This window comes from Vibrio sp. Vb2960, from assembly GCF_033337665.1.
In the GTDB taxonomy this organism is placed as follows: domain Bacteria; phylum Pseudomonadota; class Gammaproteobacteria; order Enterobacterales; family Vibrionaceae; genus Vibrio; species Vibrio alginolyticus.
Map to the genome: position 1 here is coordinate 1 of NZ_JAWORD010000074.1, position 702 is coordinate 702.

1 protein-coding gene is annotated in these 702 nt (G+C 40.3%); it reads left to right on the forward strand.

The genetic code is table 11. The features are described 5' to 3' along the window. Positions 1-97 precede the first annotated feature (97 nt). Positions 98-493: an ACT domain-containing protein gene (locus tag R7O03_RS22670; protein WP_017821429.1), complete on the forward strand. Its 396-nt coding sequence runs from the start codon at positions 98-100 to the stop codon at positions 491-493. The last annotated feature ends 209 nt before the right edge of the window (positions 494-702 follow it).

Sequence of the window (702 nt, forward strand, 5' to 3'; positions counted from 1 at the left end):
TTGATTCAGTTTTAGTGTTTACGGCACATTGGCTTAGGTTAGGTGGTGGCGTTGTTCACCCCTTAACGCGGCGTTAGCAATATAAGAGGAAACCGATATGTCAGGAATCACAGACCTAGACGAATTATTGCGTTCGATGAGTCCAAAACTAATGGAATCAGAGTTCGTATTTTGTACAGTTTCTGGTGTGCTAGCAGACTATGTTGACCTAAATCCAGTTGCCACGTTTATTGAATCTGAGGGTTTAACTTTGGTTCTAGAGAAATCAGCGGCAGAAAAGGCAGGTTTGTCGTTTGATGGTACATATAGTCAAATAACTCTGACGGTGCACTCCAGTTTGGAAGCTGTAGGTCTTACAGCAGCAGTGGCTAGTAAGTTAGCATCAAAGGGTATTAGTGCTAATGTCATTGCAGCGTATTATCACGACCATATCTTTGTTCAAAGCGGTAAAGCTGAAGCGGCAGTTTCAGCATTAGAAGAGTTCAGTGCATAGGGTTAAGCCATATTGCTAACAAAGCATTTAAGACGGATTCCCAACGCTCGGCATTTTTGGTTTACTTTGAATTTAGTGTTTACGATACAATACTTTAAGTGCGGTGGTCTGCGTTGCTCACCACTTAATGCGGCGTTATGTTTTAGAGGAAATTATGTTATTACATACAAAATATAGAAATGTTGTTAAAAAAGTATCCATTCTCAATG

What these genes read in the sequence shown, in the direction of transcription:
- R7O03_RS22670 (WP_017821429.1), top strand. Translation starts at nt 98, where the DNA reads ATGTCAGGAATCACAGACCTAGACGAATTATTGCGTTCGATGAGTCCA.